Source organism: Lentzea sp. HUAS TT2, from assembly GCF_051853195.1.
Taxonomy (GTDB): Bacteria; Actinomycetota; Actinomycetes; order Mycobacteriales; family Pseudonocardiaceae; genus Lentzea.
On sequence record NZ_CP196667.1, the window covers coordinates 4,896,957 to 4,923,255 of the forward strand.

The 26,299-nt window shown below is 70.0% G+C and carries 24 protein-coding genes; 17 read left to right on the plus strand and 7 right to left on the minus strand.

The features are described from left to right. The first annotated feature begins 89 nt into the window (after positions 1 to 89). Positions 90 to 971 (plus strand): methylenetetrahydrofolate reductase [NAD(P)H], encoded by an 882-nt coding sequence (metF, locus tag ACSHWB_RS24635; protein ID WP_439664341.1) that lies wholly within the window; start codon positions 90 to 92, stop codon positions 969 to 971. Here the strand turns inward: metF and ACSHWB_RS24640 are convergent. Continuing rightward, the gene (locus ACSHWB_RS24640) at positions 968 to 1,621 is read right to left on the minus strand and encodes a DUF3153 domain-containing protein (protein WP_439664342.1); all 654 of its coding nucleotides are present in this window, start codon (positions 1,619 to 1,621) and stop codon (positions 968 to 970) included. The genes metF and ACSHWB_RS24640 overlap by 4 nt on opposite strands. Positions 1,622 to 1,728: 107 nt before the next feature. Here ACSHWB_RS24640 and ACSHWB_RS24645 point away from each other — a divergent pair, with 107 nt between their 5' ends. After that, entirely contained in the window at positions 1,729 to 3,381 is a 1,653-nt protein-coding gene (locus ACSHWB_RS24645) for a DUF885 domain-containing protein (RefSeq protein WP_439664343.1), read from the plus strand. A gap of 174 nt (positions 3,382 to 3,555) precedes the next feature. Here the strand turns inward: ACSHWB_RS24645 and ACSHWB_RS24650 are convergent, their stop codons facing one another. Further along, positions 3,556 to 4,050: a VOC family protein gene (locus ACSHWB_RS24650; RefSeq protein WP_439664344.1), complete on the minus strand. Its 495-nt coding sequence runs from the start codon at positions 4,048 to 4,050 to the stop codon at positions 3,556 to 3,558. Between the two features lie 24 nt (positions 4,051 to 4,074). On the opposite strand from ACSHWB_RS24650, the gene ACSHWB_RS24655 reads away from it, so the two are divergent. Further along, positions 4,075 to 5,643 carry an alkaline phosphatase D family protein gene (locus ACSHWB_RS24655; protein ID WP_439664345.1) on the plus strand — a complete coding sequence of 523 codons (1,569 nt, stop codon included), beginning with the start codon at positions 4,075 to 4,077 and terminating at the stop codon, positions 5,641 to 5,643. Here ACSHWB_RS24655 and ACSHWB_RS24660 read toward each other — a convergent pair. Together ACSHWB_RS24660 and ACSHWB_RS24665 are read right to left on the minus strand one after the other, a co-directional pair. Continuing rightward, positions 5,620 to 6,366, minus strand: a complete 747-nt coding sequence (locus ACSHWB_RS24660) for a maleylpyruvate isomerase N-terminal domain-containing protein (RefSeq protein ID WP_439664346.1) — start codon at positions 6,364 to 6,366, stop codon at positions 5,620 to 5,622. The two genes, ACSHWB_RS24655 and ACSHWB_RS24660, sit on opposite strands and share 24 nt — an antisense overlap. Then, positions 6,363 to 6,782, minus strand: coding sequence for an SAV_6107 family HEPN domain-containing protein (locus ACSHWB_RS24665; RefSeq protein ID WP_439664347.1), 420 nt, complete (start codon positions 6,780 to 6,782; stop codon positions 6,363 to 6,365). The genes ACSHWB_RS24660 and ACSHWB_RS24665 overlap by 4 nt, the downstream gene beginning before the upstream one ends. Positions 6,783 to 6,986: 204 nt before the next feature. Between ACSHWB_RS24665 and ACSHWB_RS24670 the strand changes: the two genes are divergently transcribed. The 4 genes from ACSHWB_RS24670 to ACSHWB_RS24685 all read left to right on the plus strand — a co-directional run bounded on the left by ACSHWB_RS24670 (position 6,987) and on the right by ACSHWB_RS24685 (position 9,750). Further along, complete coding sequence (locus ACSHWB_RS24670; RefSeq protein WP_439664348.1) at positions 6,987 to 7,475, plus strand: YbaK/EbsC family protein; 489 nt, start codon at positions 6,987 to 6,989, stop codon at positions 7,473 to 7,475. Beyond that, the gene (locus tag ACSHWB_RS24675; RefSeq protein WP_439664349.1) at positions 7,472 to 8,035 is read left to right on the plus strand and encodes a GNAT family N-acetyltransferase; all 564 of its coding nucleotides are present in this window, start codon (positions 7,472 to 7,474) and stop codon (positions 8,033 to 8,035) included. Before ACSHWB_RS24670 ends, ACSHWB_RS24675 begins: the two co-directional genes overlap by 4 nt. A gap of 102 nt (positions 8,036 to 8,137) precedes the next feature. After that, positions 8,138 to 8,767: a GntR family transcriptional regulator gene (locus ACSHWB_RS24680; protein ID WP_439664350.1), complete on the plus strand. Its 630-nt coding sequence runs from the start codon at positions 8,138 to 8,140 to the stop codon at positions 8,765 to 8,767. After that, positions 8,764 to 9,750 (plus strand): 1-aminocyclopropane-1-carboxylate deaminase, encoded by a 987-nt coding sequence (locus ACSHWB_RS24685; RefSeq protein ID WP_439664351.1) that lies wholly within the window; start codon positions 8,764 to 8,766, stop codon positions 9,748 to 9,750. Before ACSHWB_RS24680 ends, ACSHWB_RS24685 begins: the two co-directional genes overlap by 4 nt. Before the next feature lie 16 nt (positions 9,751 to 9,766). Here the strand turns inward: ACSHWB_RS24685 and ACSHWB_RS24690 are convergent, their stop codons facing one another. Next, positions 9,767 to 14,308, minus strand: a complete 4,542-nt coding sequence (locus ACSHWB_RS24690) for an ATP-dependent helicase (RefSeq protein ID WP_439664352.1) — start codon at positions 14,306 to 14,308, stop codon at positions 9,767 to 9,769. A gap of 110 nt (positions 14,309 to 14,418) precedes the next feature. Here ACSHWB_RS24690 and ACSHWB_RS24695 point away from each other — a divergent pair, with 110 nt between their 5' ends. The 7 genes from ACSHWB_RS24695 (at position 14,419) to ACSHWB_RS24725 (ending at position 20,978) form a co-directional block, all read left to right on the plus strand. Then, positions 14,419 to 16,281 carry an Hsp70 family protein gene (locus ACSHWB_RS24695; RefSeq protein ID WP_439664353.1) on the plus strand — a complete coding sequence of 621 codons (1,863 nt, stop codon included), beginning with the start codon at positions 14,419 to 14,421 and terminating at the stop codon, positions 16,279 to 16,281. A gap of 53 nt (positions 16,282 to 16,334) precedes the next feature. Beyond that, positions 16,335 to 17,597 (plus strand): MFS transporter, encoded by a 1,263-nt coding sequence (locus ACSHWB_RS24700; protein ID WP_439664354.1) that lies wholly within the window; start codon positions 16,335 to 16,337, stop codon positions 17,595 to 17,597. A gap of 9 nt (positions 17,598 to 17,606) precedes the next feature. Continuing rightward, positions 17,607 to 17,801: a DUF3046 domain-containing protein gene (locus ACSHWB_RS24705; protein ID WP_439664355.1), complete on the plus strand. Its 195-nt coding sequence runs from the start codon at positions 17,607 to 17,609 to the stop codon at positions 17,799 to 17,801. A gap of 147 nt (positions 17,802 to 17,948) precedes the next feature. Beyond that, positions 17,949 to 18,995, plus strand: coding sequence for a recombinase RecA (gene recA, locus ACSHWB_RS24710; protein ID WP_090073224.1), 1,047 nt, complete (start codon positions 17,949 to 17,951; stop codon positions 18,993 to 18,995). Between the two features lie 11 nt (positions 18,996 to 19,006). Next, entirely contained in the window at positions 19,007 to 19,516 is a 510-nt protein-coding gene (locus tag ACSHWB_RS24715; protein WP_439664356.1) for a regulatory protein RecX, read from the plus strand. An 87-nt stretch (positions 19,517 to 19,603) separates the two neighbouring features. Then, complete coding sequence (locus ACSHWB_RS24720; protein WP_439664357.1) at positions 19,604 to 20,056, plus strand: MarR family winged helix-turn-helix transcriptional regulator; 453 nt, start codon at positions 19,604 to 19,606, stop codon at positions 20,054 to 20,056. A gap of 121 nt (positions 20,057 to 20,177) precedes the next feature. Further along, complete coding sequence (locus tag ACSHWB_RS24725) at positions 20,178 to 20,978, plus strand: alpha/beta fold hydrolase (protein WP_439664358.1); 801 nt, start codon at positions 20,178 to 20,180, stop codon at positions 20,976 to 20,978. A gap of 54 nt (positions 20,979 to 21,032) precedes the next feature. Here ACSHWB_RS24725 and ACSHWB_RS24730 read toward each other — a convergent pair whose 3' ends face one another. Then, complete coding sequence (locus ACSHWB_RS24730; protein ID WP_439664359.1) at positions 21,033 to 21,833, minus strand: trypsin-like serine peptidase; 801 nt, start codon at positions 21,831 to 21,833, stop codon at positions 21,033 to 21,035. Between the two features lie 146 nt (positions 21,834 to 21,979). On the opposite strand from ACSHWB_RS24730, the gene ACSHWB_RS24735 reads away from it, so the two are divergent. From ACSHWB_RS24735 to ACSHWB_RS24745, 3 genes are read left to right on the plus strand one after another with little or no spacing between them, the layout of a single operon-like run. Continuing rightward, positions 21,980 to 22,741 carry a hypothetical protein gene (locus tag ACSHWB_RS24735; RefSeq protein WP_439664360.1) on the plus strand — a complete coding sequence of 254 codons (762 nt, stop codon included), beginning with the start codon at positions 21,980 to 21,982 and terminating at the stop codon, positions 22,739 to 22,741. Positions 22,742 to 22,783: 42 nt separating this feature from the next. Next, entirely contained in the window at positions 22,784 to 23,551 is a 768-nt protein-coding gene (locus tag ACSHWB_RS24740; RefSeq protein WP_439664361.1) for an RNA ligase family protein, read from the plus strand. Beyond that, positions 23,544 to 24,677: an AAA family ATPase gene (locus tag ACSHWB_RS24745; RefSeq protein ID WP_439664362.1), complete on the plus strand. Its 1,134-nt coding sequence runs from the start codon at positions 23,544 to 23,546 to the stop codon at positions 24,675 to 24,677. Before ACSHWB_RS24740 ends, ACSHWB_RS24745 begins: the two co-directional genes overlap by 8 nt. Before the next feature lie 279 nt (positions 24,678 to 24,956). Here ACSHWB_RS24745 and ACSHWB_RS24750 read toward each other — a convergent pair whose 3' ends face one another. Continuing rightward, on the minus strand, positions 24,957 to 26,186 hold the full coding sequence (locus ACSHWB_RS24750) for a DUF4142 domain-containing protein (RefSeq protein ID WP_439664363.1): 1,230 nt from the start codon (positions 26,184 to 26,186) through the stop codon (positions 24,957 to 24,959). Positions 26,187 to 26,299 lie beyond the last annotated feature (113 nt).

The window sequence follows — 26,299 nt, forward strand, 5'->3', positions numbered from 1 at the left end:
CTGTGTCCGGGACCACCCGCATGCCGGGGCGGCGTATCACATGGTGAGCTGGAGTCTCACCTAGCGGAAGACCCACTAGGGTTGGGTCCATGACGTCGGTGGTGGAGCGGCTGCAGGGGCAGTCACCCAAGTTCTCGGTGGAGTTCCTGCCACCCAGGGACGCGGAGGACGAGAAGATCCTCTGGAAGGCCGTCCGCGAGCTGGAGGGCCTGGACCCGGCGTTCGTGTCGATCACCTACGGCGCCGGCGGGTCGCGCCGGGACCGCACGATCCGCGCCACCGGCCGCATCGCGCAGGAGACGACGCTGCTCCCCGTCGCGCACCTCACCGCCGTCGAGCACTCGGTGGCGGAGCTGCGCAACGTCATCGGCTGGTACGCGGCGATCGGCGTGCGCAACATCCTCGCGCTGCGCGGCGACCCTCCCGGTGACCCGATGGGCGAGTGGGTCGCGCACCCGGAAGGCCTGAGCTACGCCGACGAGCTGGTGCGGCTGGTCCGCGAGCTCGGTGACTTCTGCGTGGGCGTCGCGGCGTTCCCGTACGGGCACCCGCGCTCCGGCGACCTCGACATCGACCTGAAGTACCTGCTGCGCAAGCTCAACGCGGGCGCGGACTACGCGGTGGCCCAGCTGTTCCACGCGCCGGAGCCGTTCCTGCGGATGCGCGACAGGGTGGCGGACGCGGGCTGCACCGCCGCGATCCTGCCGGGGATCATGCCGATGCTCTCGCCGCGCGGCCTGTCCAAGATCGTGGAACTGTCCGGTGCCGACCTGCCGCTCGACGTGGCGCGCCGGCTGGAGCCGTACGCGGACGACGTCGCGGGGTTCCGGGCGACCGGCATCGACATCGCGACCGAGATGTGCCAGCGGCTGCTCGACGAGGGCGTGCCCGCGCTGCACTTCTACACGATGAACAGGTCCAAGGCGACGAAGGAAGTCCTCGGGCGACTGGGTCTGGTCACCCGCGCCTAGACGACGCTGCTGCGCTTGTGCGCGATGAGGGCGAGCACGACCACGATCAGCGCGGCACCACCGGTGAGCGCGGCGACCAGCAACGCCCAGCCGAAGAACGAGGTCGAGTTCTCACCCGCGTACTGCACGGTGGCCTGCAGCATGGAGGCCTGACCGGGCTTCGGAGACCACGCGATGGTGTTGTTCTCCTCCTCGCGGCCGTTGGTGTTCACGATCTTGCCGGGGAAGCTGACCTTGACCTGGATGTCCGCGCGTTCCACGGGCACCTGGGTCAGGTCGACCGACCCCGAGAGCGTGACAAGATCACCCGACCGGCGGAAGTTGAGGCTGTAGCGGCTGTTCGACGAGCTCGTGGACATCGACAGCGAGCGCATCTCGTCGAACGACAGACCGTTGAAGAACAGCTGGGTGCCCGCGTACGCCTCCACCCGGTACGGCTTGGTGGTGACACGGCTCGCGAGTTCCGGCGGCACCTTGAGTTGCGGGCCGGGATCGTTGTCCTGCGTCGGAGGCGTGGCCGCGACGATCTCACCGGAGATGCGGTCGTCGTCGGACACGGCCATGGCGGCGTAAACACGAACGCAACCACTCAGCGAAAACAGGGTGAGCAGCAAGAAGACCGGCAGCAGAAGTGCCCGGGAACGACGCACGCGGACATCCTGCCAGCACGGCCCAAACGACGCAGGTCCCCTCCGATGGTCGTGAGCTTGACTAACTACCTTTTCGCACGAAGGGGCGTTGGGTAGCGTCTCGGCGCATGGCATCCGTGCACGACATCAGCAACAAGTTCGTCAGCGACTACGTGGCGCTCGACCCGATCACCGCCACCAGTCTCGGCTTCGCGGGAGCCGACGACCAGCTGACGGACCTCTCCCCGGAAGGGCACGCGGCGCGCGACGAACTCGCCGTCCGCGCCCTGGCCGCCATCACCGCCGCCCAGCCCGCGGATGCCTCCGAGGAGGCGGCACGCGCCGTCTTCCTGGAACGGACGGGCCTCGAGCACGAGCTGTACGAGGCCGGTGAGACCGAGTCCTCGCTGAACGTCATCGCGAGCCCGATCCAGTCCGTGCGCGACATCTTCGACCAGATGCCGACCGACACGCCGGAGCAGTGGGCCACGATCGGCCGCCGCCTCTCCGCCGTGCCCGCCGCCCTCGACGGTCTGCGCGCCTCTCTCTCGCACGCGGCCTCCCGCGGACACGTCTCCGCGATCCGTCAGGTCACCCAGGTCGCCAAGCAGTGCGACACGTTCGCCACGACCTTCTTCGGCCCGTTCGCCGCCTCCGCCGACGTGGACGGCACCGTGCGTTCCTCTCTCGACGCCGGCGCCACCGCCGCAGCCGCCGCGTACGCGGACTTCGCCTCGTTCCTGCGCACGACGCTGGCTCCGCAGGCGCCCACCAAGGACGCGGTCGGCGAGGAGCGCTACCGCCTCGGCTCGCGCTACTTCACCGGGTCGAAGCTCGACCTGGCCGAGGCCTACGCGTGGGGCTGGGAGGAGTTCCTCGGCATCGAGGCCGAGATGAAGGAGGTGGCCGCGCGGCTCAAGCCGGGCGCGTCGCTCGCGGAGACCGCGGCGTTCCTCGACGAACACCCGCGCTACCAGGTGCACGGCCAGGCCGGCCTGCAGGCGTGGATGCAGGAACTGTCCGACAAGGCCCTGCTCGACCTGCGCGACGTGCACTTCGACCTGCCCGACGCGCTGATGAACCTCGAGTGCAAGATCGCCCCGCCCGGCGGTGCCGTCGGCGCCTACTACACGCAGCCGACCGCGGACTTCTCCCGTCCCGGCCGCATGTGGTGGTCGATCGCCGAGGGCAAGTCCGTGTTCCCGACGTGGCGCGAGACCTCGACGGTCTACCACGAGGGCGTGCCGGGCCATCACCTCCAGTGCGCGACGGCGGTGTACCAGTCCGGGACGCTGAACGACTTCCAGCGCCTGATGTGCTGGGTGTCGGGCCACGGCGAGGGCTGGGCGCTCTACGCGGAACGCCTCATGCGCGAGCTCGGCTACCTCGACGACGACGGCGACCTGCTCGGCATGCTCGACGCGCACCTGTTCCGCGCGGCCCGTGTCATCATCGACATCGGCATGCACCTGGAGCTGGAGATCCCCGCCGGCACCGGCTTCCACCCCGGCGAGCGCTGGACCCCCGAGCTCGGCCTGGAGTTCATGATGACCAGGACGCTCTCGGAGCCCGCGCACATCCGCGACGAGATCGATCGCTACCTCGGCTGGGCTGGCCAGGCGCCGGCGTACAAGATCGGCGAGCGCCTGTGGCTCGCCGCCCGCGAGGACGCGCGGGCCCGCAAGGGCGCCGACTTCGACCTCAAGCTCTTCCACAAGGAAGCCCTGGAGATGGGCGCGATGGGCCTCGACACGCTTCGTGAACGGTTGGCCGCTCTCTGAGCCGTCCCCTCGTTGCAACGCTCTGACCAGCACTGATCCACCCTTATGCAAAAGACGTTTGCGGACGTCCGCAAACGTCTTTTGCATAAGGGCCTGTTTCGGCAGGCTGATATATCGGATATCGGATATCGGTGGTGCTGGTGGGGTTGCTGCCGAGCGGGTCGGCGGCGGTCGTCACGCCGGATCGGCCCACCGGACGCGCACGCGGTTGGTGATCGGCTCCGGGTCGTCGGTCTGCACGAACTCGAGCCACGGACCCGGCTCGGGACGGACCGAGGCGAAGCCGTCGCCGCTGCGCACCACCGGGTGCCCGGTCGCCTCGGCCGACGCCAGCGGATCACGCGAGTCGACGACGACGGCCGCGATCACACCGGGGTACTCGGGCCGGGGTTCGAGGACGCAGAACTCGTTGCCCTGCGGATCGCGCAGCACCACCCACGGCACGTCGCCCTGGCCGACGTCGGCGAGCTCGGCGCCGAGCTTCAGCGCCCGCGCCACGATGTCCGCCTGGTGCTCCGGTGAAGTCGAGGCCAGGTCGACGTGCACCCGGTTCTTCTCGATCTTCGGGGCGTCGCTCCACACGAACGTCAGCTCGATCTCGTCACCGGCGAACTCGGACCAGAACGCGGCCAGCGCGGGGGGATCCGCGGCGTCGAACGTGATTTCCACCCGTGCGAGGGTACTGTCTCGCGCGTGGCGAAGCTGGTGCTCGGACCGCTCCTGCGGTACGTCGATGAAACGTCCGCGACGGTGTGGGTGGAGACCGACACCTCGTGCGAGGTCAAGATCCTCGGGCACACCGCCCGCACGTTCCAGGCAGGACGGCAGCACTTCGCGCTCGTCCGGCTGGAGAACCTCGGTTCCCGCACCGAGTACGACGTGAGACTCGACGACGAGCTGGTCTGGCCGGAGCCCGGCAGCGAGTTCCCGAAACCGGTCATCCGCACCGGTGAGGTCCGTCAGATCGCTTTCGGCTCGTGCCGCGCCGCGCCGAACTCGCCGGTCGGCCCCGACGCCCTCGACGCGTTCGCGCAGCGGCTCATGCAGTTGCCGGAGGAGGGCTGGCCGCAGGCGCTGATCCTGCTGGGGGACCAGGTCTACGCCGACGAACCCACCGAGGCCACCAAGGAGTGGCTGCGCACCCGCCGCGACGGCACGGAGGAACCCGACGGCGAGGTCGTCCACTTCGGTGAGTACGCCCGCCTCTACCACGAGACCTGGGGCGACCCGGAGATCCGCTGGCTGCTGTCGGTCGTGCCCACGGCGATGATCTTCGACGACCACGACGTGCGCGATGACTGGAACACGTCCGCGGTGTGGCGCAAGGAGATGGCGGACAAACCGTGGTGGCGCGACAGGATCCGCGGCGCCATCTCGTCGTACTGGGTCTACCAGCACCTCGGCAACCTCAGTCCTGCCGAGCTCGCCAAGAACGCCTTGTACGCCAAGGTGAAGGCCCAGGACACGGACGTGCTGCCGTTGCTGGAGGAGTTCGCCGAGGAGGCCGACAAGGAGGTGGAGGGCCGCAAGTCGACGTGGTGGAGCTTCCGCCGCGAGTTCGGTCGTGCCCGCCTTCTCATGGTCGACACGCGCTCCGGCCGCATCCTCGACGAGGGCAAGCGGCAGATGGTCAGCGACGACGAGTTCGAGTGGATCGAGCAGAACACCGACGGCACCGACATCGACCACCTGCTGATCGGCTCGTCGCTGCCGTGGCTGATGCCGCACGCGCTCAGCCACATCCAGTCCATCAACGAGATCGGTGCGCGCAAGCCGGGCTGGCAGGGCAAGGCAGCCGAGGGGATCAGGCAGGCGGTCGACCTGGAGCACTGGCCGGCGTTCCGCGAGTCGTTCGACCGGCTCTCGCGCATGATCGAGAAGGCCGCGAACAACGGCGCCGCGACGGTGTGCGTGCTGTCCGGCGACGTGCACCACAGCTACGTCGCCGAGGCCGAGTTCCCCAGGCCCACCAAGGCCGTTGTCGCGCAGCTCGTGTGCTCGCCGATCCACAACGAGGCGCCGAAGTTCCTGCGGCCCGGGTTCCGGCTGTCGTGGTCCCGCCCGGCCTCGTGGGTGTTCCGCAAGCTCGCGACGCTGGTGGGTGTGCCGGAGGACCTGGTGCACTGGCGCAAGACCAGCGGCCCGCACTTCGGGAACTCCGTGGCACTGCTGGACTTCGACGGCCGCCGCGCCCGCTACCGGCTGATCTCGGCAGCGGGCGAGGAGACCACGAGCGTGCTACTTGGTCGCGAGTCGGAGTAGCGCCCACAGCTGCGCGATCGCGTCGTGGTCGCCGACGACCTCGACCATGCGGTCGGGCAACCGTCCCCACAGCCAGCGGTACATCGTCATCGGGCTCGCCGACACCTGTGCGTCGGCGACGTGGACGTCCTCCGGGTCGACCACGCGCCACGCCGACGCGCCGTGCGGGCCGCAGCGCGTGAGCCACAGGTGGTCCTCGACCTGGATGGTGACGAGGCTGTCGCGCGAGCCCCGCACCCCGAGCACGTCCAGCTTGTGCCCCAGCCACAACGTGAGCACCTCGTCGACACCGTCGACCGCGACCTCGTCGTCAACGGCCCCGGGCTCCATTCCCGCGGCGCCCTGCACGTCCATGCGGTGCACCGTCGTCTCGTGCGCGAGCCGTCGCCGCCAGAACCCGTAGTTCTGCTGTTCAGGCCACCACGTCGCGCACGGCTCGTCCTCCTCGTGGGCTTCGAGCTCCGCGATCACGGCCTCCGCGCCCGATCGCATGAAGTCGAGCGGGTCCTCGTCCGCCGCCGGGTAGTCCTGCCATTCCCCGGACTCGGGCTCGCGGCCGAGCCGGATCCACGCCAGCGCACCGCGATAGCCGCCGCCGACGTGCCGCACGGTCTCCCCGAGGTTCAGCCCGGGGCAGGCGGGCACGCCCTTGTGCGGCGGCTGGCCGATCGCGGACATGGCGAGCAGATCCGCCTCACGGCGCAAGATGTCGAGCGAGTTCACCGAGTCGCCTCACTCATCACGCCGTCGACCAGCGTCACGAACAGATGGGTCTGGCGCACGAGGTCGTCGGCCGTGCGCGCGTTGACATGTCTTGTGATCCCCGCGAGCACGGCAGCCCGCGTGGACGACCACGACGCGAAGAAAGCGGCCCACTCACTCATCTCCGGCGCCATCGCGGCGAGCAGCACCCACGCGCTGGTCGGTCTCGATCGCCCTCGGTGGGGCCGTCCACGTAAGGCGAGCACCGCGGCGGCGGCGCGCAACGCGGCGAGGTAAGCGGTCGCGAACCGCTCAGGGGGTTCGGGCGTGCGCTCCGACTCGGCGAGCGAGTCACGGGCCTGCCGCAGCAGGACCAGCGCGGACGCGGGTGGCAACGGGACGGGGAAGGCTGCCGGATTCGAAATCTCAGCTGTCATCTCGGCCTCCTCGGGGCGTCGGTGAACGACGTCCACCGCCGAGGGGAAGCCGGCGGCTCTCGGAGGTGGGGTGCTTCCCCCACCCCACCTCCGAGGCATAGTGCGACTCGAACACATGTTCGAGTCCCCACCAGCGTAGCTCCCAGCCGATGGATTCCTCAACCCGCCCCACCGCGTAAGCGCGAGTCATGGTCTTATGGAGCGGTGAGTGCGCTCGAACACCCCGGAATCCGCAAGGTCGCGGAAGCTCTGCCACCCGCCACCGCCGAACGCATCGTCGTCCTGCCGGACGCCGTGCGGACAGCGGCGGCCGCGGCGGAAGCGGTGGGTGTGCAGGTCGGCGCGATCGCGAACAGCCTGCTGTTCGCCGCGGTGCGCGACGGCGAGGCGTCCCCGCTGCTGGTGCTGACCTCCGGCGCGCACCGCGCGGACACGTCGATGGTGGCCGAACTGGTGGGCGCGGACGCGGTCAAGCGTGCCGACCCGGAGTTCGTCCGCGTGCACACGGGCCAGGTGATCGGCGGTGTCTCACCGGTCGGGCACCCGGCGCCGATCGAGACCGTGGTGGACCGGGCGCTGTCCGGCTACGCGGAGATCTGGGCGGCCGCGGGTCATCCGCACGCCGTCTACCCCACGACCTTCGCAGACCTGGTGGCACTGACGGGCGGTCGTGTCGCGGTGGTGTCGGCATGACGGCCGCGCCGCGCCTGGAGCGCATCGTCGAGATCAGCGCCTCGGAGCTGAACGTGCGGCTGGGCGAAGCGCTCGCGCTGTACGTGACGGCCATGAACTACCCGCCCGCCACCGTCGAGCAGCGCGCCCCGATGTGGCTCGCGCACATGATGCGCGAGGACTGGCGCTGCGTCGTCGCGCTGGGGGAGCAGGACGAGCTCGTCGGCATCGGCTACGGCTACCGCGGCGCGTCCGGCCAGTGGTGGCACGAACAGGTGCGGCGCGGACTGATGCAGGTCTCGTCGCCCGCCGTCGTCGAGGGCTGGCTCACCGACTACTTCGAGCTGACCGAACTGCACGTGCTGCCGCGCGCCCAGGGCCGCGGCCTCGGTGAGGACCTGCTGCGCCGCCTGCTGGAAGGCGTGTCGTCCTCCTGCGTGCTGCTGTCCACACCGGAGGGACCGAGCAAGGCGTGGAAGCTCTACCGCCGCGTCGGTTTCGAGGACGTGTTGCGGCACTACCAGTTCACCGGCGACCCGCGCCCGTTCGCGGTCCTGGGTCGCAAGCTGCCTGTCACCTAATCTGTGGGGACTGGGCTGACCAGAACCACCTGAGCCCCGAGTCGCCCTGCGGCTCGGGGCTTCTTGTTGCGATCGCCCGGCCCGCGCCCTACCCTCACCAATATGCAATATATTGGATATGGGTCACTGAAGGAGCGGGCGGCGGCCGAGATCAGGTCGGCGATCGTGCGCGGCGACCTGGAGCCGGGCACGCCCATCAAGGACGTCGAGCTGGCGGAACGGCTCGGCCTGTCCCGCACCCCGGTGCGCGAGGCGCTCGCCACGCTGACCGACGAGGGCCTGGTCGAGACCAAGCCGCACGCGTACACCCGTGTCACCGCACTGGAAGCGGAGCCCGTGCGCGACGCGCTCGTCGTCGTGCAGTCGATGCACTCCCTCGCCATCGGCCTGGCGGTGCCGAAGATGACGGCCGAGGACATCGCCGCGATGCGCATCGCGAACAAGGCGTTCAAGAAGGCCCTCGACGCCAACGACGCCGTCGCCGCGCTGGCCGCCGACGACGAGTTCCACGCCGTGGCCGTCCGCTGCTGCGACAACTTCGCGGTCACCGCGACCATCGACCGCTTCACACCGCTGGTGCGCCGGCTCGAGCACAGCCGGTTCTCCTCGCCGAACGCGCGGCATTCCGTGACGCAGCACCAGCAGATCATCGACGCGTGCGAGCAGCGCGACGACCTGCTGGCCACGACCCTGGTCGACCAGAACTGGAGCACGTTGAAGGAGGAACTGTGAACAGATTCCCGCTTCTCTTCGGTCCCTCTCCCGTCCACCGCCTCGACCGCCTCACCGCGCACCTCGGAGGCGCCGCGGTCTGGGCGAAGCGCGAGGACTGCAACTCCGGCCTCGCCTACGGCGGCAACAAGACCCGCAAGCTCGAGTACCTCGTCGCCGACGCGCTGGCCACCGGCTGCGACACCCTCGTGTCGATCGGCGGCATCCAGTCCAACCACACCCGCCAGGTCGCGGCCGCCGCGGCCAGAGCAGGCCTGAAAGCCGTGCTGGTGCAGGAGAGCTGGGTCGACTGGACCGATGTCGGCAGCGACCGCGTCGGCAACATCCTGCTCAGCCGCATGATGGGAGCCGACGTCCGGCTGGTGAACGCCGAGTTCGGCATCGGCGTCAAACCCGCCTGGGAACAGGCGATCGAGGAGGTCCGCGCGAACGGCGGCAAGCCCTACCCGATCCCCGCCGGCGCCTCCGACCACCCGCTGGGCGGCATGGGCTTCGCGAACTGGGCCGACGAGGTCCGCCAGCAGGAAGCCCAGCTCGGCGTCTTCTTCGACACGATCATCGTCTGCTCGGTCACCGGCAGCACCCAGGCGGGCATGGTCGCCGGTTTCGCCAACGACACCGGCCGCCGCGTGCTCGGAATCGACGCGTCCGCCAAACCCGCCGAGACCCTCGACCAGATCACCCGCATCGCGCACAACACCGCCAAGCTCCGCGAGGTCACGGTGTCCGAAGAGGACATCCTCCTCGACGACCGCTTCCACGCAGGCACCTACGGCGTCGCCGACGAGTCCACACTGGACGCCATGCGCCTCGGCGCGAGCCTGGAGGCGATGATCACCGACCCGGTCTACGAGGGGAAGTCCCTGGCAGGGCTCATCCACCTCGTGTCCTCGGGCGAGATCGGCCGCGACTCGACCGTCCTCTACGCCCACCTCGGCGGGCAGCCGGCGCTGAACGCCTACAGCTCGCTCTTTCCCGCCTAGCAACGGCAGCCGCAGGTCACGCGCGCAGGCGCAGACCCTTCGGTGTGGCGCGGAAACCGGCCTCCTGCAGGACCGTCGCCAGGTGCGAGGTGAGCGCGACCTCGCCATCGGCTCGCTGGACCGCCAGCTGGCCCAGCCAGCCGTCGCGGACAGCCCGGCTCAGGGCGTTCGCGGCGGTGCGCAGGGTCGGATCGTCGTCGGTGAACGACAGCAGCGACTTACCTCCTCTCTCCACGTAGAGCGCCGGGGTGCCGTCTACCAGCACCGCCAGCGCACCTGCTTTGCGGGCCGGCCTGTGCTTGCCCTCGCCCACCGGATCCGGCCACGCCAGAGCGGCTCCGTAGGGCTGGGCGGGGTCGGCCGCGGCGAGCACCACCGCGGCCTGGTCGGCCTGGGAGGGCTGACCAGGAGGACGGGACAGGGCTCGCAGGCGATCCACCGCGCCGCGTGCCGCGAACTGGGCGGCGCCCAGCCCCTCGACGACGTACCCGCGGATGACCTGGCCCGACTCCTCCATGGCCCGCAACACCTTGTAGACGCCACTGAACCCACCCGTCACGCGCTCGGTGTCCAACGCGCCCCTGGTCAGCACGCCGTGGCGTTCCAGGAAAGCCTCGGCACGCGCGTGCGCCCTCCGGGTCGGGTCCTGCGCCGGTGCCACCGCGAGGGACCAGCGACCGGCGGCGGTCGGCGGACCCGTGCGCGAAGGCATGTCCGGACGGGAACGCAAGCGGGCATAACGACCCCGAGGGGTGCTGCGGCGGGGTTTGTGCGCCGCACCGCCACCGGACACGAGCGCGCGCAACGGCGCCAGCGTGTCGTTGGTGATCAGCCCCGCCCACACCAGGTCCCACAGCGTGCCGACGACCTCGGCGTCCGTGCACGTCACCGTTAGCGAGGCCCGGTCTACCACCTGGCGGAAGAACAACGCCCCGCCGGACAACGCCTCCAGCACCGCCGTGTGCAGCGGCGACTCCGGAATGGACTCCGGCACCAGGTCGGGCAGCAGCAGATCGGCCACGTCGGCGGGGGCGAGCGCGATCCAGCCGTCGCCACCGGCCAGCGCACCGCATCCCGTCCACGTCACCTCGCCGGACGCCGTCAGCTCGTCCAGCAGCGCCGGGTAGTAGCCGGGCAGCCGGGACGGGAACAGCAGTGATTCCAGGGCACTCGCGGGAAGTGGCGCGCCCGCGAGCTGTTCCACCACCGAGAACACGTCGTCGACCGTCGGCGCCGCACGCAACCGGCGGCCCAGGCCGTGCCACTGCGGCAGGAACCGGCCGAGCGCGGCGGGTTCGACCGGCTCCACCTCGGACCGCAGCCGCGCCAGCGAGGCCCGGCGCAGGCGGCGCAGCACGTCCGCGTCGCAGTACTCGGTGTGCGTGCCGCCGGGACGAAGCTCCCCGCGCACCAACCGGCCCGTTGCCGCCATCCGCTCCAGCACACCCGTGACCACGGCCACGCCCAGACCGAAGCGCGCAGCGGGTTCGGAGGCGGGGAACGGCCCGTGCGTGCGGGCATAGCGGCTCAGCAGGTCGCCCAGCGGATCCGCCACCGGTTCGGTGAACGCCTCCGGCACGCCGACCGGAAGAGCCACCCCGAGCGCGTCCCGGACCTTGCCCGCGTCCTCGATCGAGATGCTGCGTTCCTCGCCGGCGATCCGCACGCGGATCACCCGGCGCTCGGCCACCAGCTGGTCGAGCCACTCACGGGGCACGCCGCGTTCGAGCGCCTCCGCGTCGGAGAGATCTCCCAGGAACCGCAACAGGTCCGCGGTGTCCTCCACGTGCCGCGGGCGGCGATCCTCGGACAGGCGCTGCAGGCTGCGTTCGACCTCGGCCACGATCTCCGGGTCGAGCAGCTCGCGGATCGCCTCCGACCCGAGCAGCTCCGCCAGCAGCGTCGAGTCGAGCGACAGAGCAGCCGCCCGCCGTTCCGCCAGCGGCGCGTCCATCTCGTAGAGGAACATGCCCACGTACCCGAAGAGCAGGCTGCGGGCGAACGGCGACGGCGACGGCGTCTCGACCTCGACCACGCGCACCTTGCGCGCGCGGACGTCCGACATCAGCTCCCGCAGCCCCGGCACGTCGTAGACGTCCTGCAGGCACTCGCGCATCGCCTCCAGGACCACCGGGAAGCTCTCGTACTTCGACGCGACCGACAGCAGCTGCGCCGACCGCTGCCGCTGCTGCCACAACGGGGTGCGCCGGCGTGGATCACGGCGGGGAAGCAGCAGCGAGCGGGCTGCGCACTCGCGGAACCGGGCCGCGAACAACGCCGAGCCGCCCACCTCCGCGACCACGATCTGCTCGACCTCCTCAGGATCGAGCAGCACGTCCTCCGCGCCCGCCGTCACCTCCACGCCCTCGTAGTCCAGGGCGTCGGGCAGCCGCAGCACGATGCCGTCGTCGGAGTGCGCGGCCTGCACCTCGACCCCGCGCTTCTCCCGCAGGCGCGCCGCGATCGCGAGCGCCCACGGTGCGTTGACCTGGGCGCCGAACGGCGAGTGCACGACGAGCCGCCAGTCGCCCAGCTCGTCGCGGAACCGTTCCACCAGGACGATCCTGTCGTTCGGGACGTGCCGGGTGGCCTCCCGCTGCTCGCCCAGGTACGCCAGCAGGTTGTCCGTCGCCCACGCGTCCAGCCCGGCGGACGTGGCCCGTTCGCGCGCCGCCGAGTCCTCCATCGTGGACACCTCGCGCAGGAACTTGCCCATCGCACGGCCGAGTTCCAGCGGACGGCCGGGGGCGTCGCCCTTCCAGAACGGCATCCGCGCGGGCTGACCCGGCGCGGGCACCACGATCACCCGGTCGTGCGTGATGTCCTCGACCCGCCACGACGACGTGCCCAGCAGGAACGTGTCGCCGACCCGCGACTCGTAGACCATCTCCTCGTCGAGCTCGCCGACGCGCGAGCCGGGACCGTTCTCCGAGGCCGGGGTCATGACGGTGTACATCCCCCGGTCGGGGATCGTGCCACCGGACGTGACCGCCAGCCGTTGCGAACCGGGCCGGCCGCGCAGCTCGGAGTTCACCCTGTCCCAGGTGATCCGGGGCCGCAGCTCGCCGAACTCCTCGGACGGGTACCGGCCCGACAGCATGTCGAGCACGGCGTTGAGCGCCGAGTCCGGCAGCCCCGCGAACGGCGCCGCCCGCCGCACCAGCGCCGTCAGGTCCTCGACCGCCCACGTCTCCATCGCCACCATCGCGACGATGTGCTGTGCCAGCACGTCGAGCGGGTTGCGCGGGAACCGCACGGCCTCGATCGCGCCGTCCCGCATCCGTTCCGCCACCACCGCGCACGACACCAGGTCGCCGCGGAACTTCGGGAACATCACGCCGCGCGACACCGCACCCACCTGGTGCCCGGCGCGACCGACGCGTTGCAGGCCCGAGGCGACCGACGGCGGCGCCTCCACCTGCACCACCAGGTCGACCGCGCCCATGTCGATGCCGAGCTCCAGCGACGACGTCGCGACGACGCACGGCAACCGGCCCGACTTCAGGTCTTCTTCCACGGCCGTGCGCTGCTCGCGCGACATCGAGCCGTGGTGCGCGCGGGCGACGGACGCGCTCTTCTGCACTGTCATCCCCGACTGGCCGATGGCCTCGGCGGGGAAGGACTCCAGCTCCACCGCCTCCTCGGCGAGCTCGTTCAGCCGCGCCGTGAGCCGTTCCGCGAGCCGCCTCGAGTTCGCGAAGACGATCGTCGACCGGTGCTCCCGCACGAGCTCCAGCACCCGCGCCTCGACCGACGGCCAGATGGAGGTGCGTTGCTCGGCTCCGGCGGCCGACCCCGACACCTCACCCGTCGGCTGGCCGAGCACCGTCATGTCCTCGACCGGCACCTCGACCTCGACCTCGATGACCTTGGGCGTCTTCGGCTGCACCACCGACACCGGCCGCCCGCCCGCCAGGAACGTGCTGATCTCCTCGACCGGCCGCACCGTCGCCGAGAGCCCAATGCGCTGCGCCGGCCTGTCGAGCAGCGCGTCGAGCCGTTCCAGCGACAACGCCAGGTGCCCGCCGCGTTTGGTGCCCGCCACCGCGTGCACCTCGTCGATGATCACCGTCTCCACGCCGCGCAACGACTCGCGCGCCGACGACGTGAGCAGCAGGAACAACGACTCCGGCGTCGTCACCAGCACGTCGGGGGGAGTGCGGCCGAACGCCCGCCGTTCCTCCGGCGAGGTGTCGCCCGTCCTCATGCCCACGGTGATCGACGGTTCGGTCAGGTTCAGCCGGTGGGCGGCCTGCCGGATCCCCGCCAGAGGCGCGCGCAGGTTTCGTTCGACGTCCACCGCCAGCGCTTTCAGCGGCGACACGTACAGCACCCGGCAGCGCCGTCTCGGCTCCGCGGCGGGTGGGGAAGAGGCCAGCCGGTCCAGCGCCCACAGGAACGCGGCCAGCGTCTTGCCCGAGCCCGTCGGGGCGATGACCAGCGCGTGCTCGCCCGCCGCCGCGGCCGCCCACGCACCCGTCTGCGCCTGGGTGGGCGCGGCGAAGGCCCCGGCGAACCACTGCCTGGTCGCCGGTGAGAATGCCTCCATCACGTCCATGGCGACCATCATGACGCCGGGGTCCGACAATTTCTGATTGCGCAGGTCCGAGCACCCGCCGAAGCCCGCTGTGGCACGATCACCGCAGTACGTCCTGCGAGGGGAGCACGGTGCGCGTCCTGTCCGTCGACCTGGGCACCGCCAACACGGTTGCGGTGCTGTCCGACCACGGAGTGGTGGATGTGGACGGTGGGCCCACGATGCCCTCGTCCGTCTACCTCGACGAGGACGGCTCCCTGCGCGTCGGCAGAGAGGCGGAGCGGCGTTCGCGGCAGGACCCGTCGCGCTACGAGCCGAACCCCAAGCGCCACATCGACAAGGCGACGCTCAAGCTCGGCGAGCAGAACCTGCCGGTCAACGACGCGCTCGCGGCCATCTACGCCCGCGTGCTGGAGGCCGTCACGGCGCTGCTGAAGGGCGAGCACCTCGACGAGATCCGCCTGACGCACCCGGCGGAGTGGGGCCCGAGCAGGCGCAACAAGCTGCTGTCCTCCGCCAGGCTCGCGGGCATGACCGGCGAGCTCGTGGCGGTCCCCGAGGCCACCGCGGTCGCCTCGCTCAGCGGTGGCCGCCCGCTCGCGGTCTACGACTTCGGCGCCGACACGTTCGACGTCTCCGTGCTCGACGCCCAGCACCGCATCCTCGCCGACGGCAGCCTCAGCGACGTCGGCGGTCTCGACGTCGACCAGGCGCTGCTGGAGCACATCGGCCGCACGGTCTCGCACAAGGACCCGGCCGGCTGGCAGCGGCTGATGCGCCCGGTCACGGTGGACGACCACCGCGCCCGCCTCGGCCTTCGCGAGGAGCTGCGCCTCGCGAAGGAGGACCTCTCCGAGCTGCCTCAGGTCGAGGTGCTGATGCCGGAGCCGTTCGAGAAGGTCGTCATCACCCGCGCCGAGCTGGAGGCGCTGGTCCGGTCGAGCCTGATCCGCACCACCGAGCTGCTCATCTCCACCGTGCACCGGGCCGGGGTCACGCCCGAGCACGTCTACCTCGTCGGCGGGTCATGCCGGATGCCGCTGGTCGCGCAGATCATCGCGGAGAAGGTCGGCATCGTCCCGACCAACCCCGACCACCCGGAGACGATCGTCGCCACCGGCGCGCAGGTCGTGGACCGGGCGGCGATCACGCTCAAGCCCGAGGACGACAAGCCCAAGTACGTCGAGCCGCCCACGGTCGTGACCGCACCGGTCAGCCCCGCCGTCAGCGGTCCGCACCCGGTGAACCCCAACGTCAGCGGCCCGAACCCGGTGGTCAGCGGCTCCTACCCGAGTGGTTCGTACCCCAGCGGTTCGTATCCCAGCGGGTCCTACCCGAGCGGCGCGTACTCGGCGAGCGGCACCTACCCGGTGAACCCGAACGTCAGCGGCAGCTACCCGGCGAACTTCCCGCAGCAGGCGCCGAAGAAGAAGGACAACAAGAAGGTCCTCATCGGCGCCGGAGCGGCGGTCCTCGTGGTGGCGGGCATCATCGGCGCGGTCTTCGCGTTCTCCGGCCCGAGCCTGCCCAGCGCGGACGACTGCAAGGACGACACCGCGCAGGACGGCCAGGGCTTCACGAAGTGCCTGCGCCAGCTCGCGGGCACCGTGCCGGACGGCGGCGGCTGCGAGAAGGCCGACTCCGCGCAGATCACCGGCATGGAGGAGATCAAGGGCACGGTCGTGAGCTGCACGATCCGCGACGGCTACGCGGTGCAGTACATCCTCACCGACAGCGTCACGGGCGCGGAGAACAACGCCGCCGCCATCTCGAAGTCGTTCCAGACCGACCGCGTCGAGGCAGACTGGACCGGCAACGGCCTGGAGGGCGACTACCGCGCGGCCACGTCGAGCGGCACCGGCGTGCTGGTGTTCACCGCCAAGGGCCGTCCCATGTTCGGCATCCTCACCAAGACCGCCGAGGAGAACGCGGACGAGCTCAAGGCCGACGAAATGGCCGATTTCTTCGAAAAGTCCGTGCAGCCGGGCGAGTAACCGCCCCTGATGGACCTGTCGGCACGAGGCGGCGCCGTGCCACGATCGTGATCATGGTGACCGTCGCGCCGCAGGTCGAACGCGTGCAGCGCAAGGTCGTCCGCGTGCTGACCGGCACCCAGATCCTCGGGTCGGCGGCCGTGACGATCGGCCTCGCGTTCAGCACGCTGATCGCCGCGACGCTGTCCGGGTCCGAGGCCGTCGGCGGGCTCGCGCAGACCGCGGCCGTCGCCGGTGCCGCGTTGCTCGCCCTGCCGGGAGCCCGGCTCGCACAACGCAGCGGGCGCCGTCCCGCGCTCGTCCTCGGTTACGGCATGGGCGGGCTCGGCGCGTTGATCGCCGCCGTCGCCGTGGGGCTCGGGCTGTGGCAGGTGCTGCTGGTGGGCCTGCTGCTGTTCGGCGGGGCGTCCAGCGCGAACTACGCGGCCCGTTATGCCGCAACGGACCTGGCCCATCCGCAACGCCGCGCGCGTGAGCTCTCCCGCGTGGTGTGGGCGGCCATGATCGGCGCGATCATCGGACCGAACCTCGCCGATCCCGCCGGGCGGGCGGCCGCGTCCCTCGGACTGCCGGCGGGGGTGGGACCGTTCCTGCTGGCGGCCGTCGTGCTCGGCGCGGCGGTGCTGGTGATCCAGTTCGGGCTGCGGCCGGACCCGCTGGTCGTCGTGAAGAGCACCCGGCCGGTTGAATCTCCGGACTGCTGCGCCGGCGGGGCCAGTGGCGAGAGTCCCCGTGGCCTGAAGGTCTGGGCGACGCTCGGGCCGATGGCCCGGCTTGCACTCGTTGGTGTGATGTTGTGCCACACGGCGATGGTTGGGCTGATGTCGATGACGCCGGTGCACATGAACCACGCCGGGTCGTCGTTGCGCGTGGTCGGCGTCGTGATCAGCCTGCACGTCGCCGCGATGTACGCCGCGAGCCCGTTGTTCGGGTGGATGGCCGACCGGCTGGGCCGCGTGCCGGTGCTCGCGATCGGCGCCTCGCTGGTGGTGGCGGCGTCCGCGGTCGCGGGCATGGCGCCCTCGCACGACGCCCCGCAGCTCGCCGTGGGACTGGCGCTGCTCGGGTTCGGCTGGTCGGCGGGACTCGTGGCGGGGTCGGCGTTGCTGACGGAGTCCGTGCGGGTCGAGGACCGGCCCGCCGCGCAGGGGCTGTCCGATCTGGTGATGAACGCCGGCGGCGCCATCGGGGGAGCGGTGGCCGGGATCGTCGTGACGGCCTGGTCGTACGCGGCGCTCGGGCTGATCGTCGGGTTCACCGCGCTGCCGTTGCTGGTCGTGTGCCTCTTCGCATCGCTGCGCAGGCCCGTTCGTTAGGGTCTCCCGGTGCGCATCACCATGTTCCGCAAACTCATGGCGGGGGAGTTCGGCCAGGTCAGGGCCGAGATGATCGCCCGTGACCACGTCCTGTCGTCGCTCGGGGGCCGTACCGCGGACGAGGCGCTGGAGGCCGGGATGGGGCCCAAGGAGATCTGGATCGCGGTGTGCGAGGCGTTCGACGTTCCGGAGAATCGCCGCTGAGCGGGGAGCCGGGAGTGTCGCGTGTGCTCGAACACGTGTTCGGCTACAGTGGCCCCGACCCCCGGCTTCGCAGAATTGTCAGACCCCGCCAGTAGCGTCAGGTCCAACATGACGAAGCAACGGCAGACGACAAAAGGTGGACCCAAGATGGCACCCGCAGCACCCGACCGGGACAAGGCGCTCGAGCTGGCCCTGGCGCAGATCGACAAGCAGTTCGGCAAGGGCTCCGTGATGCGCCTCGGCGAAGAGGGCCGCGCCCCGATCGCCGTGATCCCGACCGGCGCGATCGCCCTGGACGTGGCGCTCGGCATCGGTGGCCTGCCGCGTGGCCGGGTCGTCGAGATCTACGGTCCGGAGTCGTCGGGTAAGACGACGGTCGCGCTGCACGCCGTGGCGAACGCGCAGAAGGCCGGCGGCATCGCGGCGTTCATCGACGCGGAGCACGCCCTCGACCCCGAGTACGCGAAGAAGCTGGGCGTCGACACCGACGCGCTGCTGGTGTCGCAGCCCGACACCGGTGAGCAGGCGCTCGAGATCGCGGACATGCTGGTCCGCTCCGGCGCGCTCGACATCCTGGTCATCGACTCGGTCGCCGCCCTCGTGCCGCGCGCCGAGATCGAGGGCGAGATGGGCGACAACCACGTCGGTCTGCAGGCCCGCCTGATGAGCCAGGCGCTGCGCAAGATCACGGGTGCGCTCAGCAACTCCAACACGACCGCGATCTTCATCAACCAGCTGCGCGAGAAGATCGGCGTGATGTTCGGCTCCCCGGAGACCACGACCGGTGGTAAGGCGCTGAAGTTCTACGCCTCCGTGCGTCTGGACGTGCGCCGCATCGAGACCCTGAAGGACGGCGGCGAGCCCGTCGGCAACCGCACCAGGGTCAAGGTCGTGAAGAACAAGGTCGCGCCGCCGTTCAAGCAGGCCGAGTTCGACATCCTCTACGGCAAGGGCATCAGCCGCGAGGGCTCGCTCATCGACATGGGTGTCGACCAGGGCATCCTGCGCAAGTCCGGTGCCTGGTACACCTACGAGGGCGACCAGTTGGGCCAGGGCAAGGAGAACGCCCGCAAGTTCCTGCTGGACAACCCGGACATCGCCAACGAGGTCGAGAAGCGCATCAAGGACAAGCTCGGCATCGGCGCCACCCTTGACGCCGACGAGACCGTTCCCGTCGCGCCGGTCGAGTTCTGAGGTCGTGAGGGTTGGACGAGGCTGAGGAGCAGCGCAAGGCGCGGGACATCTGCTACGCGCTGCTCACCGCTCGGGCCCGCTCCCGGCAGGAGCTGTACGACGCCCTGCTGCGCAAGGAGATCAGTCCCGGTGTCGCCGAGATCGTCCTCGGCAAGTTCGACCGCGCCGGCCTGATCGACGACGCGCAGTTCGCCGAGATGTGGGTGCGTTCCCGTCACACGTACAACGGCCTGGGCCGCCGCGCCCTGGCCATGGAGCTGCGCCGCAAGGGCGTGGCGGACGAGGTGGTGGCCGAGGCCGTCGCCGTGGTCGACAGCGAGGCGGAGGAAGAACGCGCCCGCGAGCTCGTCCGCAAACGTCTGCGCACCCTGTCCGGCGTGGACGAGACGACGAAGATCCGCCGTCTCGTGGGTGCGTTGGCGCGCAAGGGTTATGCGGAGGGCCTCGCCTATCGCGTGGTGCGCGACGAGCTGCGCGACGCGGGGGCAGAGGCCTCGGCACTGGACGAGCCCTGGTCTTAGGCCAGGGCCGGCCCTGTTCGCGTGCTCATCGGAGTGCCGTAACCGATCACGCCTCTGTGGTGGTTGGCTCCGAGTAGCCTGAAAAGCGTGAGCACTACTCCCGACGCGCCGTCCGCCGTGACCCCCACGGTCTCCGACCTGCTCTGCTTCGACCTCTACACGACGTCGCGGGCGGTCACCGGCTTCTACCGCCCGATCCTCGACAAGGCGGGCATTACCTACCCGCAGTTCCTGGTGATGCTGCTGCTGTGGGAGCGGGACTCGAGGCCGATCCGGGAGCTCGTCCGGGAGCTCGACCTGGAGTACAGCACGCTCTCGCCGTTGATCAAGCGGCTGGAGAAGAGCGGCCTGCTGGTGCGCGTCACGCATCCCGACGACGAGCGCTCGGTGCTCGTCCAGCTCACGGACAAGGGCCGTGACCTGCGGTGGATCGGCGCCGAGATGTTCAACCAGCTCGGCAAGGCCCTCGGCATGACGCTCGAGGAGATCGCCGTTCTCCGCAAGGCGCTGAACCGGGTCAAGCACGGCGCCGAGCGCTAGTTCGCCGGTGAGCTGAAACACATCGCGCACGAGGTATCTCGTCGGGTAACTTACATCGTGCACGACCTAATCGAGCGCGATGCACCACCGCCACGGTGCCCGACGAGAGAGTGAGAGACCAATGCGAGTTCGCAAGGTGTTCGCGGTTCTGGGGACGCTGCTGGCGCTGGCCGCCGTCGTTCCGTCCGGTGCCGGTGCGGCGGAGGATGCCGAGAAGCAGGGCACCAAGAAGCCGACCGTGGTGCTGGTGCACGGTGCGTTCGCTGACGCCTCCAGCTGGAACGGGGTCGTGGAGCGCCTGCAGCGCAAGGGTTTCCCGGTCGTGGCGGTGGCGAACCCGCTCAGGTCGGTCACCGGTGACGTGAACTACCTGCGCAAGGTGCTCGCCTCCATCGAGGGACCGATCGTCCTCGCCGGACACTCCTACGGCGGCATGGTCCAGTCGCAGGCCGCGCTCGGCAACCCGAACGTGAAGTCGCTCGTCTACGTCGCGGCGTTCGCACCGGAGAAGGGCGAGAGCGCCCTCGAACTGTCGAACAAGTTCCCCGGCAGCACCCTGGGCGACACCCTGTCGGCGATCGACATCGGTGACGGCAGCAAGGACCTGACGATCCAGCAGGACAAGTACTGGCAGCAGTTCGCGGCCGACGTGTCCCGCAAGGACGCGACGCTGGCGGCGGCGACGCAGCGGCCGATCAACGACACCGCGCTGACCGAGAAGGCCGGCGACCCCGCGTGGCACACCATCCCGTCGTACTTCGTGGTGGCGGGCAAGGACAAGAACATCCCGATCGCCGCGCAGAAGTGGATGGCCGAGCGCGCCCACGCCCGTGCGGTCGTCGAGGTCCGTGGCGCCTCGCACTCGGTGGCGGTGTCGCAGCCGGACACCGTGGCCGACCTGATCGTGCGCGCCGCCAGGTAGGGGGAAAGACGAGGAAGCCGGGACGCGGGCAGGGGCGTCCCGGCTTCCTCGCGTTCAGGGCTTCGCGACCTGGCAGCCGGGAAGCGACAGGTTCAGCTCGGTGCCGGGGCCGAAGCAGGCGACGAGGCCGTAGGTCTGCTGGCCGTAGTTGGTGCCCCTGCGGACGGTGATCTTGCCGTCGGCGTCGATCTCGCACGGGTTGTTCATCGTGCAGCGGCCGCCGCTCTCGTTGCCGGTGTTGTTGACGCCGACGACCTTGCCGCTCGCGTTGTCGATGATCGGCGAGCCCGACGTGCCGCCGATGGTGTCGCACGCCGGCGTGTAGCGCAGCGAGTCGCGCCAGGTCCAGCTCGACTCCTTGACCTGGTGGACGAAACCGTCGAGCCGGCACGAGTAGATCTTCGTCCAGTAGCCGGAGGCGATCCGGATCTCGGACTGGGCGACGGGGCGCGAGGCCGACAGTTCGAGAGCCTGGACGCCGTGCTTCTGCTGGATCTGCTGGTACGTCTTGTCGAGCCGGTAGAGCGCGGCGTCGGTGCCGGTCATCGTCGCGTAGACGAGCCTGGTGCTCTGCAGCGTCGCGATCTCGGCGCCGGATCTGTTGAGCAGCTTGAAGGTGCGGTCCGCCGGCCGGTCGACGTACGCCTGACCCGTCTTCATGAGCTCGACGCAGTGCCCGTTGGTGAGCACGAGGGCCTTGTCCGCGGGGGCCGAGCCGGGCAGGCGGACGAGTGAGCCGGAGCAGTTGCTGAGTTTCACCGTGCCGGCGAGGTCGACGGCGGCCTGCGCGGGTGTCGTGGTCACGCCGAGTACGGCGATCACGGTCAGCAGGAGTGCGGTGAATCGTCGTGCCATGTACGGATCGTAGTCGATTCGCTACCTTCGGGAGTCGGCTGACTGGCCGCTCGTTAACTCGATCGAGTGACGCTGCCGGGTGGGGCTAACGGGTATAGCGGACCAATCGACGTGGTGGTCACACATCGCAACCGCCAGGAGCCGTGATGACCTATCCCACGCCGCCCGTGTACGCCCAGCCTCAGGTCGCGCCGCCCAAGCAGGCGAGGTTCGGTGCGCTCGCCTGGACGGCGGTGATCCTCGGGATCGTCGGTGTGGTCGGCTCGTGGGTCATCTTCCTCAACAACCTCACGGCGATCGCCGCGTTCGTCGGGATCGTGCTCGGTGTCATCGCGTTGTTCGGCACCCGCAAGGTGCTCGCGGCGGTCGGTGTCGTCCTTTGTGTCCTGGCGATCGTGCTGACCGTCGTGGCGCAGCAGGCGGCGGTCAAGGAGCTCGACAAGATCCTCGGCGACGTCGGGCAGGGCCAGACCAACGCTCCCGGCGAGACCGCGCGACAGGACGCACTCGCCGAGAACAACACCTGGGGCAAGCAGTACACGTGGCCGAACGGCCTGTCGGTCGACGTCGCCGCTCCGGTCGCGTGCACACCCGGCCAGTACGCGGCGCCGGCGAACATCGCCCGCGCGGTGAGGTTCGAGATCACCATCACCAACGGCACGACCGCCACGTTCGAGACCGCACTCATGTCGGTCGGCACCGACGCGCAGTTCAACGGGCAGAAGGCCGACATGGTGTTCGACACGAGCGGCGGCTGCGACAGCACGTTCGACTCGGCGACCGTGCTGCCGGGCAAGGCCTACACCTTCCACGTCGCGTACGCGGTCGGCGCGTCGCCCGGTGAGATGCAGCTCGTGTTCGAGCCGACCTTCAACTCCGAGAAGGCGGCGTTCGTCGGCCAGGCGTAAACCGTTCGCTCGCGGGCGCACGGACAGGTTACAAATCGGGGCATGTTGCGCAAGTACCCGCGAACGCCCCACCTGGAGGGCTCGCGCCTGCAACCGGGCGACGAGGACCTCGACCAGGTGCCGTTCCGCGCGATCGCGGGGCGGCACCTCGTCGTGGAGGAGAAGCTCGACGGTGCCAACGCGGGCATCAGCTTCGACTCCGCCGGGGTGCTGAAACTCCAGTCACGCGGCCATTTCCTGGCGGGCGGGCCGCGGGAACGGCAGTTCGCGCCGTTGAAGGCCTGGGCCGCGACGCACCAGGGCGTGCTGTGGGAGAGGCTCGGCACGCGGTTCGTGCTCTACGGGGAATGGCTGTACGCCAAGCACACCGTGTTCTACGACGCGCTGCCGCACCACTTCTGCGAGTTCGACCTGCTCGACCGCACGACCGGCGAGTTCCTGTCCACGCCGGAACGCCGCCGGGTGCTCGCGGGCACGCCGGTGGTGTCCGTGCCGGTGCTGCACGAGGGACCGTTGCGCCGCCTGAAGGACCTGACCGCGTTGATCGGCCCGTCGACCTGCCGCACCGCCGCGTGGCGTGCCGCGCTGGTCGAGGCGGCCCGCGCGGCGGGGCAGGACCCGGACGTCGTGGTCGCGGAGACGGATTCGGACGACGACATGGAAGGCCTCTACGTCAAGGTGGAGGAGGACGGGCGCACGGTCGGGCGCTACAAGTGGGTGCGGCCGACGTTCGTCACCGCCGTGCTGGACTCGGGCAGCCACTGGCAGGACCGCCCGATCCTGCCGAACCGGGTGGTGGCCCGTGTTTGAACGACTCTGCCCCGCCGGTCCGCAGTGGACCCTCGACTGGGACGCCGTCCGCGCGGCGTTCCCGTGGGTGCGCGCGATGGAAGGCGTACCGCAGGACCCGGTGCACCACGCCGAGGGTGACGTCGCCACGCACACCCGGATGGCCTGCGAGGCCCTGGTGTCACTGCCCGAATGGCGCGCGCGTCCTCTCGCGGATCGCGTGCGGCTGTTCGCGACCGTGCTCCTGCATGACTCCGCGAAGCCGTTCCGCACGCAGATCGCCGACGGCCGCGTCACCGCACACGGACACTCGCGCGCCGGAGACCTCCTGGCGCGCAAGCTGCTGTGGGAGATGGGACGCCCGATCGCCTGGCGCGAGCACGTCGCCGCGCTGGTGCGGCACCACCAGGTGCCGTTCTGGGCGCTGGAACGTCCCGACCTCGACCGCATCGCGTTCCGGGTGAGCCTGCTCGCGCGCAACGACGACCTGGCGACCCTCGCCCGCGCCGACATCCTCGGCCGGATCTGCGGCGACGCGGACTCGGTGATGGAGAACATCGCGCTGTTCGAGGAGTACTGCCGCGAACGCGACTGCCTGGACCGGCCGCGCGCCTTCCCGTCCGACCACGCCCGGTTCCAGTACTTCCGCACGCCCGGCCGCGACCCGGACTACGCCGCCTACGACGACACGCGCGTCGAGGTGACCGTGCTGTCCGGCCTGCCGGGTGTGGGCAAGGACCACTGGATCGCTCGGCACCGGCCGGGCTGGCGCGTGGTGAGCCTCGACTCGGTGCGGTCCCGGCTCGGCATCGCGCCCGACGGCGACCAGCGCGCGGTGGCTGCCGCCGCGTTCGAGGAGGCGCGGGTGCTGTTGCGGGCGGGGGAGCGGTTCGTGTGGAACGCGACCAACATCTCGCAGCAGCTGCGCGAGCGCTGCATCGGACTCGCCGCGGACTACCACGCCCGCATCACGCTGGTTGGGCTCGAAGCGCCGAAGGACGTGATCCACGCGCGCAACCGGGCTCGTCCGGAACCGGTGCCGGCCGCCGTGATCGACCGGCTGGCCGGCAAGTGGGAGGCGGTCGACCTGACCGAGGCGCACACCGTTGAGTGGGTGGACACAGCCCAGACCTCGGCACATACGTAAGGTCCGCTCCGGCCTCGGCGGCACCTCTGCGCGGCTCTCCAAGATCCATATATCGGTTCGGCCGGGTCCGGCGGTGCTCGGCTCGCTCGCGCGTTCACCTTGGTTATGTCAACCCGGTGTCGCGCTGAGCTGGGCCTTAGCAATGACTCGTTGGACTTCGTCGTCAAACGAGTCATTGCTAAGGGGGTGAGCAGGCGCCTGGCGGGGCTGGCGGAGGGCCCGTCGGGCGCTGATATATCGGATGGCGAGGGCTCAGCCGATATATCGGTGGGCTGGCGGTCAGCGACGGTGTTCGCCGTGGTGGCCCACCGCCCGGACGAGCCAGAGCGTGCCCGCGCCGGCCACGACCAGGACGGCGATGCCGGTGAGGAAGCCGACGCTCGTGGACGAGTCGTCGGGCTGGGGTGGCGGGCTGCTGTTGGGCTTCGGCTGCGCGATGGCCGGGATGTCGGTCATCAGCAGTGAGTTCGCCTTCACCAGGCCGGTGCCCTCCAGCAGGAGCATGTGCTTGAGCAGGAGGGTCAGCGCGGTCTGCGCCGCGATGCGCGCGGGGACGTTCCTGGTCGTCGCGCGGGCACGGGCCACCTGGGTGATGAGCGTGCCGTCGGCGGCGCGGGACAGGTTCGCGTACATGCGGTCGAGCTCTTCACCCGAGCTGGCCGAGATGGCGTTCGCCCACGACTTCTGTTCTGTCGTCGGTTCGACGGGGAGGTCCACGCCGATCTGGCGGGCGGCCTCCGTGACCGCCTGGGTCAGCTGCGTGTGCTCGGCGGCGAGCTGGCCCGCGACCTTGCGGACCTTCACGTCACGTGCCCGGTCGGAGCTCTCACGGCTGGCCGGTTTCTGCCAAAGCGAATGCTGGGTGAGCAGCACGAGCAATTCCCGGTCCGACGGTTCGACGTTCTGTCCTATCACGCGGACCGCGTTCACCTGTGCCTTGGCCGTCACCAATTCGAGTGCGGACGGGTCCACTCGCCCGGTGTTCTCCAGGACCGTCATTGTACGAATCAGCATCTGCACGGTCTGGTGAGCGAGCGTGCGAATTGTGGTGTTCTGCGTTGCCGCCCGCGTTTGGACGGCCATTACCAAAAGGCCGCCCTGGGTCTGCCGGACGATCGTCGCGTAAGCGCGGTCGTGGTTGTCACCGGTGCGTCCTGCCATCTCGTCGATGAGTGACTGGTGTTCACTGCTGACGTCGTTCGGCAGGACCACGCCGAGTTCCTCCGCTGATTTCAGAAGATCGACGTCGAGTCGTGAATGCGCTTCGAAGATGTCTCGCCCTGCGTTGCTTATGCCCGCGTTCGTCGAGCGCGTCGGCGCTTCTTTGCTCACCGGTACCAACCACGAGTTTGCTTGACGCAGAGATACCATGAATGAACGGTCCGACGGCTGTACTTCTGTCGATTGCGCATTTGCTGGGACGGCTCCGATGAAAGCTCCCAGAAATGCGACAGACAGGATGGTGAACAGCGTTGCCTGCTGCCCCAGCGTGCCCAATCGGTGACGCATAGTGCTCGTTCCCTCCCGCGATCGAGCTGCCTTCGAAGGTGATACGCGCAGGTGAGGTCAGGGTTCACGGCGCGTGCGAAGACGCTCATGTGATGTGCATCACACAACAACCT